The sequence below is a fragment of the Novosphingobium resinovorum genome (genome assembly GCF_036352595.1).
In the GTDB taxonomy this organism is placed as follows: domain Bacteria; phylum Pseudomonadota; class Alphaproteobacteria; order Sphingomonadales; family Sphingomonadaceae; genus Novosphingobium; species Novosphingobium resinovorum_B.
Map to the genome: position 1 here is coordinate 1 of NZ_JAZFAX010000076.1, position 7993 is coordinate 7993.

General features: G+C 60.2%; 7 protein-coding genes and 1 pseudogene. 4 read left to right on the forward strand and 4 right to left on the reverse strand.

The genetic code is table 11. From position 1 onward, the window contains the following. Positions 1–329: 329 nt before the first annotated feature. Positions 330–506: a hypothetical protein gene (locus V2S85_RS26505; RefSeq protein WP_330705781.1), complete on the forward strand. Its 177-nt coding sequence runs from the start codon at positions 330–332 to the stop codon at positions 504–506. Between the two features lie 589 nt (positions 507–1095). Here V2S85_RS26505 and V2S85_RS26510 read toward each other — a convergent pair. Together V2S85_RS26510 and V2S85_RS26515 are read right to left on the reverse strand one after the other, a co-directional pair. Further along, entirely contained in the window at positions 1096–1434 is a 339-nt protein-coding gene (locus V2S85_RS26510) for a hypothetical protein (RefSeq protein WP_330705782.1), read from the reverse strand. Next, positions 1418–2389 (reverse strand): hypothetical protein, encoded by a 972-nt coding sequence (locus tag V2S85_RS26515; RefSeq protein ID WP_330705783.1) that lies wholly within the window; start codon positions 2387–2389, stop codon positions 1418–1420. The genes V2S85_RS26510 and V2S85_RS26515 overlap by 17 nt, the downstream gene beginning before the upstream one ends. A 307-nt stretch (positions 2390–2696) precedes the next feature. Here V2S85_RS26515 and V2S85_RS26520 point away from each other — a divergent pair, with 307 nt between their 5' ends. The 3 genes from V2S85_RS26520 to V2S85_RS26530 are packed head-to-tail and all read left to right on the forward strand — an operon-like array spanning position 2697 to position 6935. Further along, entirely contained in the window at positions 2697–3464 is a 768-nt protein-coding gene (locus V2S85_RS26520) for a hypothetical protein (RefSeq protein ID WP_330705784.1), read from the forward strand. After that, entirely contained in the window at positions 3461–6754 is a 3294-nt protein-coding gene (locus tag V2S85_RS26525) for a hypothetical protein (RefSeq protein WP_330705785.1), read from the forward strand. Before V2S85_RS26520 ends, V2S85_RS26525 begins: the two co-directional genes overlap by 4 nt. Next, on the forward strand, positions 6744–6935 hold the full coding sequence (locus tag V2S85_RS26530) for a hypothetical protein (protein WP_330705786.1): 192 nt from the start codon (positions 6744–6746) through the stop codon (positions 6933–6935). Before V2S85_RS26525 ends, V2S85_RS26530 begins: the two co-directional genes overlap by 11 nt. 319 nt (positions 6936–7254) lie before the next feature. On the opposite strand, the gene V2S85_RS26535 is transcribed toward V2S85_RS26530, so the two are convergent. Together V2S85_RS26535 and V2S85_RS26540 are read right to left on the reverse strand one after the other, a co-directional pair. After that, positions 7255–7788 carry a hypothetical protein gene (locus V2S85_RS26535; protein ID WP_330705787.1) on the reverse strand — a complete coding sequence of 178 codons (534 nt, stop codon included), beginning with the start codon at positions 7786–7788 and terminating at the stop codon, positions 7255–7257. Positions 7789–7794: 6 nt separating this feature from the next. Further along, positions 7795–7914 (reverse strand): annotated as a pseudogene (locus V2S85_RS26540) (sigma 54-interacting transcriptional regulator); the annotation flags it as partial. Between the last annotated feature and the right edge of the window lie 79 nt (positions 7915–7993).

Genomic DNA, 7993 nt, shown 5'->3' on the forward strand with positions numbered 1-7993 from the left:
CCGGGGCGTTCGTATCGAAACATGTTTCGAAATCAGTTTCATCTCTCACTGGTAACCTCGCCATTCATTGCGGCGAAACTTAACAACCTCGGAGCATCTGAAAATGTGGGGGATCTTTACCGCTTACTGAACAGGCGGCACTCGCGCCGGCAATCGGTGATCCGCGCCGCGGCGAGCATCTTGGCTGGATCGCTTGGTATGCGACAGAGTTCGAGCAGGCGCTGTTCGCGGGCCTGTCAGGCACTCTCCAAGGAGCGCCGCAGCCGCAGCGCAATCGTGACGCCGTGCTGGCGCGGTTGCACACCGCACTGGCGCAAGGGCCCTATGTGATGGGCGCCGATTTCACTGTGGCTGACGTGCTCATCGGCAGCGCGCTTGCCTTCGGTCGTCACGCCTTTCCGGCCGACGATACGCTTGATGCCTATGTCGAGCGTTGCCGAAGCCGCCCGGCGGCCATGCGGGGCGCGAAACTGGACGATCAATCCGGGCTGCAGACTGCAGCCTGATTGGCTTGCAGAAGAGTCGAGGCCATCCGGCTCCCCCAGCGTGGCGGGGCCGGAACCCGGTTACGGCTCTTACGGATCGCGCTTCGCGCTCATCACCCAGAAGATGACGATCACTCGCGAGGTGGGCTAAACCCAAGCGAATGACGACGATTCGGAGTTAGCATCCGGGCACCCTCCGATCCATTACGGCCACTTTCCGGAATACAGAGGGAAAGCAGAACGACTGCGCCTGGGAACGAAAAATCTGCGGCTGAGCGTCTTTAAAGGGTCGACCATGGAAGAGGAGGAGAGCCTCAATTCCGTTGACGCGGTGCCATGGCGATCATCTCTAAAACTGCCGCACCGTGACGATGCGCGCCTTTGCATGGCGTTCCATGACCAATAGGCCGGCTTTATCACCCCGTAATGAGCATGTCGGCCGCGACGGCCTCAATCATCGCAAGGACGCAATTATCGTTCGGATCCGCGCAGGCGGTGACGGCGGGCAGATCAGATACGATGGTTTCTGTCGAAGTTCCATCCGATGGCCTTGCAGACTTGTGCGAGCACATCATCCACGCCAAAATTCCTGATTGGGTACCCACGCCGCCTAGCCACCGCTCGCTTTCGTGACGAGATCGCCGATCTTGCTCACGACTTCGCCTACGAGGCGAACCTTCTCCGCTATTCCGCGGGCCTGTTCATAGGCATTATCGATCTTTTCCTGCGCTTCGAGCGCCGCTGCCATGGCGTCCTCGACGGCTTGACCGCTGGCGTCTAGCGCCGCCTTGGCGGCGCGGAGATAGAGAGTCTCCAGCGCATCGAGATTATCCGAGATCGCCTTGGCCTGCGCCTTCGAGGTGGCTTCGCTCCAGTCGTCCAAGCGTCGGTCATAGGCGTCGCTATAGGCATCATAGATCACATGCAAACGCTCACGGTTGGTCGACATTGCTTGTCTCCTTTACTTGGGACAGCGCCAGATCAAGTTCCGCCAGGAACCGCGACACATCGGCTAAGGACACAGTTCCGGTTGCCTCCAGATCGCGGTGCGCGGCAATCAGCGCATCGAGCGCATCGAGCGCTGCCTGATATTTGGCGCGCACCTTACGCACTTCCGCGCGCGACTGAGCGGCGACAACCGAGCGTAACGCCATAGTGGCGGCTGGCGACGCGTCGATAATGGCTTCCGCGTTTGAGACCGGTTTGACGCCAAGATGGTCGGCCAGTATGCTCAACGCTTCCTGCTGCGAGACCAGTTTGGCATCGATCAACGTCAGTTTCGCATCTCTGCGGGATTTCTCGATATTGTCAGCGAGATCATCGAAGACATAGGCTTCTGCCGCTAGCGCGCCCCTGAAGCGCTGGGTCGTAATCGAGATTTCTCGGCTGCCGCGCAAAAGCCTCTTGCGCTGCGCATTGCCGGCGAACTGGCCAGTGCCGAAGCTCACAATGGTCGCCAAAGGCTTGGACAGCAACGCCGCCTGCGGGACCCCTGCGAAGGTGGCGACAGAACTCGCGAAGTTGTTCACGCCTTCGATCGCACCATTGGTCGCGGACATGAGCTCACCCTTCGCATCATAATCAGCCTCGGCCTTGAACGCCTTGTAAGCGCCGCCAAGCTTCTCGATCGCCACGGCCCGAAGCTCGATCGTCCGTGCGAGTGCCTCTCGGGCCTCGGCATTGGCTTTCGATTTGAGTTGCGGTTCACAGGTCAGTGCCGTGTTGCGGCACACCGCATAGGTCGCCGTGAAGCTGTCGAAGCTATCGACCGCCCGAAGGCCGGCCGCGGTGTCCCGCACGTCTGTCGCGAAGGCGTTGGTCGCTGCGATGCCTGCGTCCGCAAGCTTGCCGGCCGGCTCCCGAGGCGCTGTCGCGCATCCGGCAAGAAAAATTGAGAAAAACAAAGGAGTGCTCCATGCACTGCTCCTCCGCCAATCCCCCGATTGTAGGAATATGCTACAAGCCACCATGCTAGCTTCCCTCCACTAGCCCTCTATATTCAAAATCTATATGAGGACTGCCGATATCTCAAGACCAGATGATGAATCATCCGTCCACGTCAGACAAATTTGGCATGGGCAGAAAGTTAATTTCACATATTGTTTATTATATATATTCGAAACAATCTCATTTCCAGAATAGCTTGTAGAATTTCACCGAATTTTGTGAGAGAGTGAGTAGGAATCACTCATCAGGAAAACGGATGCGGGTATGAACTGGCGTTCGCTGCTTTTCGCCACACCCTTTGTCGTCGTTATCTTAGTTCTTGCCTTTGCTGCGGGTACGACAAAGCTCGCCATCGGTGGTATGTCTTTCACCTGCCCGGTATGGATACTCCTGGTGACGACCCTTTTATGCGTCGTGATCCCTCTCGGCTTTGTCACGGATGCGTATGATAATCCCTTGGTTTCCTGGATATTCGGCTCGCCCGATTTTCGGCTCGGTGCTAGGCGCCTCATAGTCGGCTTAGCCATCCTTTCCCTCATCATATTGGTGAGCATCGCGATCCAGGCGGGAAAATTGCCATGGGATGTTCTGTTGAGCGCGCTTCTGCTCATCTTCGCGGCTGCCGCTAGCGCCCATGCGCTGGACGCTATCGAGCGGGGAAGCTCGCTGGGATTTGAATCACATTGGGGCGGCCTTGGCGGTGGGAGCGGTGGCTGGCGTCTTTCACCCGCGACCGGGGCGGCTTTATTGGCACTTTCCTTCACCGGTGCGGCGATCGCCGTTGGCTTTGGGTCCATCAACAAGACGTCGGCTGATGCCCCCCCTACTGGGCGGATGAATGACAAGGGGGCGAACAACGGTGCAGCAGCACCGGGGGCGGCATCAAACGCGGCAGATGCGTCAAACGCTACTGACCTGACGAATACCGCTACGCCGAAAGTCGACAAAGGCGCTCCACCGACAGACCGGCCGAAGCTCGCCCCGCCGCCGGCCGCAAGTAGTCAGGCTCCTGCCGCGCGTCCCGCCGCATGACCTTGCGCCTGATCGACCGATCGACCTATCCGGCTTGGCCCGACCAATGGCCCATTCCGATAGAAATTGCGCATGTTAAGCAGTCGGCGCAGACTCGCCTCACCCGCGATCTCAATCGTTATGCCGAAGGCCAGATCAGCGGACGTTCCTATCTGATCGCCGGCCATCGTGGCGCGGGCAAGTCGGCTTTGATCCACCGGGCGGTGGAGGCCGTCCGCACGCAGATGATCGAACAGGCGATCCGGGAGGAAGGGGGCAGGCTTACAACCCGACCGTTTCAGCGGCCACTATTGGTGAAGTTGCACGGCCCGAGCATGTTGCTCCCCGTCGCGGAACAGCCCGGCCCCGCCGCTAAATCCAAGACAGAGCCAGAAAAAGCGGTGGTGAATGAAGGGAAGGAGAAGCTGCCACCGCCTGGTGAAGACATGTCCCCCGAAAAAGCGGGCGTGGCGGCAGGCAATCAAACCATTCCACCCGCGCCTGGTGTTCACGCTGCGCTGGTACAGATCACGATCGGCCTGTATCGCGCATTGGCTGCGGAAGCCGCAATCGGCTTTCGCGCGCATGCGCGCCAGGGTGAGATGGAGCGCAGGAGTGGATTGTACCCGCGCAGCAATCGCTCCCCGAGCCGGCGCGGCATGCCCATGCCCATGCCGCCCCATAGCGAACGCACGGAAATGACCCTCGATGCGGTCGAACTATCGGCCCAGCTCACCCTCGAACTTGACAGCGGACTGGGACCGACGCGCCTCCGCGAATTCTGGCATCGCCTGGGCCGCGTGCAGCGCGGTGTGTTATGGCCCAAAAGCGCCGATCCGACACTGCAGGCGTGCACGATGGGGGACCAGGGTCTACGGGAGATGGTGGCGATCGCCACCGCGTCCCAGGCCTTCGAGGTCTGTACTGGCCGGGTCAGCTATGAAGCCACCCAAAAGGTCAGCGACGCCCGGACGACGACGTCGGAGATCAAGGGATCGAGCGACCTGAAGGACGTCATTGACCGTCTCGGAACGCTGGGAGTCGGCGCTCTGGCCGGCGTCACGGTGCTCGGCGCTACGGGGGCGGGACCGATCGCTGCCATTGGTACCGGCCTCGTAACCTGGTTCCTCGGTTCGCTCACCGCAAATTGGAGCCGCTCACGCACGCGGAAAGACGATCATACGGTCGACTACAGCTTCATTCGGGAGAGTGACCGCACGACGCTCGACCGCGATCTACCTGTTGTGATTTCGCGTCTTCGGGAGGCAGGCCTTTCGCCGGTGTTCGTCGTGGATGAGCTCGACAAGGTGGATGATGCGGCGAATGCCATCGTCGATCTGCTCGGCCATCTCAAACATCTGGTGGCCGATTTCGGCTTCTTCTGTTTCCTCGTTGACCGCCCATGTTTCCTCGAGTTCCAACGAAGAACCGACGCTGGCGGCTATCCGCCCGAGCATACGCTGTTCAGCGAACGATTGCTGCTCACCCCTGAATTTGGTCCGCTCTATAATTTCCTGCTCGCCTCCGTGGCCTCGGATGACAATTCGGAGCAGCTCGAGGCACGCGCAGTTTTTGCTCTCACTACGATACACGAATCTCAGATGAACCTGACGAACGTTATGCGAGCAATGACGCGCGCGGTGCGTGATGATGATGGCTCGATCGGTGCCGAGACGGAATATCAGCAGCAGAGGCGCCTGGTGATCGCAACAGTCCAGATCGCCATCATCGAGCGGCTCCGTTCATCCGCAATCGCCGATCGCGTGGCGAACAACCCGGCCTTTGCCCAGATGGCAATCGACACTCTATATTATCCCTCCTCCCAATGGATGAGCGGCGCTTCGTCCGTTCATCCAACACCCCAGAAGCTTCGCGAGCATCTTCTCAAACAGATCCGTGCCCGAAATCGTGAAGGGGAGGGCAAGAAGGTGGCGTTGGATGTCGAGCTCAGCATCCCGGAAAGCGACCTTGTCGATCTCCACCGAGTTCTCGTTGGCCTGCTCGATGATCTGAAGGGAGACAAGGACGGCAAACTGTCGAACGTCCGGAATGCCGCCCGTCACCACCGTCTCTCTGGCGAGGCCGGTGCACCAGTAGGCGACATGCCAACATTCGCGGATATCGTGCCGCTGGAACTGACACCTATCGTCAAGCGGGACCGCGGTCAGTATCACTTTCAGTTTACACGGACCGGCGAGCCTGTCGGCGCCAGCGATCAGAAATTGTCCGCCGAAGAGGCCGCGCGCGCGCGCGTGCTGCTTGAACTGGCAGCCGCCTTTGAAGAGGTGATCGGCAAAGCGGGCACGACGATTGACGAGTTGGCCGAAACACCTCTTCTCGCAGGTCTGTCGAGCGTTGCTGTGGCCCAGGCACGCGGGAATCTGGAAAACGCGACCGATCTGGACTCCACGACCAGTGACACGCTCCAGCATCTCGCCACGCTGGACCGGCTCAGTGCGGAAATTGCCCGAAACGCTGCAAAACTCTCCCATTTGCTAGTGATCCTTACCTATTTGCGGACTAACAAAAAACGGCGTGGAGGCATATTGCCGGTCATTCGACGCATGCTGCCGCTCACCCGGACGCCGCGGCAATGGCTTAGCGAATTTGCGGACAAGGCCAGGCCGCTGCCCGCTGAAGCGATCGCGCTCAAGGCTTGGGGCGTGGAGGTCCTGGACAAGATCAAGCCGGTGGCGGTGAAGCGCCAAAGCACGGTCGAGGATTTCGAGAAGTCATCCACGATGATCGAGGAGCTCATTCTCGAGAAAATGACCAACGAGCGCTTCAAGCTAGAGGATCTCGCCCTGGCGGTGGCACAAAAGCTCCCCTATCGCGCTCTGGCGATCGACAGTCGCAACATGACGGCCCAGGACTGGAGCGATCTTGCGCTCGCGGCTTTGCCCACGGCCAAAGCCGCCGCCACAGCGCCCTATTGGGTCCTGATCGGCGCGCTCCGTGCGCTCGGATTCGGCGCCCCGGCACTGCCGACCCTCGTGGACGAAACGGAAATCGACGACCTAACCAGCAGCAAATTCCTGCTTCTGTCTGCCATGAGATCGGCGACGGAATGCATGCAATTTGCCGAGAGGTTCACCGCCGACATACCCAGCCGGCCAGGCGGAACAGTGGTGTTCGATACGAATGAGGAAAGATACGGCCGTGCGCGTCCCTCCACCGCAAGGCCAACACTGGTCATTCACGCTGACCAGGTGAAGGATTACATCCCGGCGTTGAATTGGCTCGATGCAAATGACATATTGAGCCTCGGTGCCGATGCACGTGTCGCCGAGGATCAAACTGATGAAAGCTAAAGCCAGTAAATTCTTTGGTAAAAATGCTAGCGAGGCATTGAACCTGAAAACATTCACGGTCACCTCGAAAGGTGCTGCGACATCGGCTGCTGGCAAACAGGTGGCTGTGAATGTCGACAACCTGGAACGCGTTGCAAGTGAATCCCTCAATCGGCAGCGGTCGCTGAAAATAACCGGCTGAATTATCCAATCCCGCAAAGCTTGCAGAGGACTTGGCTGCGGACCAGCCGATTGACCAAAGTAGGCCGGGTGACGATTGGCAGGATCACCGATGGCTCGTTGGCCCCAGCGTGTAGAACAAGATAATCAGCCGCTAAGTGCATCCGATACATCGCGATAGTGCACGCTTTGTCGCTGTTTGGCTGGCTATGATATCTGCGGGAGGCGCTTACTGCACCGTCAAGGCCGCGATGGCCTCAACGCTACGCGCTTGCATCGGAAAAGCGGACCGCCCGCACCTGAGAACGGAATTAGGGAGCCTGAATGACCGGCAAGGGTCGTTACCGGAGCGTCGCGAACTCCAGCCCGAAGCGCGTGAGGTACTTGCGCAGGCGGTCGGCGTCGTTGGTGCTGGCGCGGCGTTCGCGGGAGGCGGCGAAGAGACGGCGCCCGGCTTCGGAGAGGGAGGGACTTTCACGGCAGACCCGTGCGACGTACGCGAGTTGGACGCGGTCGAACGGGTCGATCTCGGCCAGTCGTCCCGCGCTCAGGACCGCTTCGAGGCCATCGCTGCGGCCACCGCCGCCGGACCAGAGGCGCTGGAGGCGCGCTACTTCGCCGTCCACCGTCGCTACGTCGATGCGGCCCTTGGGGGCGAAGGTCGCCATGCGGGTGACGCTGGCGGCGAGATCGCGGAAATTGCCGTTCCAGCTCGCGCGCGGCGACGTGGCGAAATCGAGGAAGCGGGCGCGCGCCTCCTTGTTGAACGAGACGCGCATCCCCTCGCGCTCGGCATGGCGGTCGAGTTCGTAGTCGAGGTTGGGCGCGATGTCCTCGCGCCGCGCGGCAAGGCCGGGAAGCGCGAAGGTCCACAAGTTGAGGCGGGCGTAGAGGTCTTCGCGGAAGGTGCCCTCGGCGACGCAGCGGCCGAGATCGCGGTTGGTGCCGGCAATCAGCTGGAGACCCGCAAAAACCGGTAGCGTTTGGACGGCTATAATGATTCATTGAGGGCGCGCGATCACGGAGGCCAGCTATGGATCCCAAGTCCCTGTTCAGTTTGAGCGATCACCTTGAGGCATT

Coding starts and splice junctions, on each gene's coding strand:
- V2S85_RS26505 (WP_330705781.1), top strand. CDS start 330: ATGGGCGCCGATTTCACTGTGGCTGACGTGCTCATCGGCAGCGCGCTT.
- V2S85_RS26510 (WP_330705782.1), bottom strand. CDS start 1,434: ATGTCGACCAACCGTGAGCGTTTGCATGTGATCTATGATGCCTATAGC.
- V2S85_RS26520 (WP_330705784.1), top strand. CDS start 2,697: ATGAACTGGCGTTCGCTGCTTTTCGCCACACCCTTTGTCGTCGTTATC.
- V2S85_RS26525 (WP_330705785.1), top strand. CDS start 3,461: ATGACCTTGCGCCTGATCGACCGATCGACCTATCCGGCTTGGCCCGAC.
- V2S85_RS26530 (WP_330705786.1), top strand. CDS start 6,744: ATGAAAGCTAAAGCCAGTAAATTCTTTGGTAAAAATGCTAGCGAGGCA.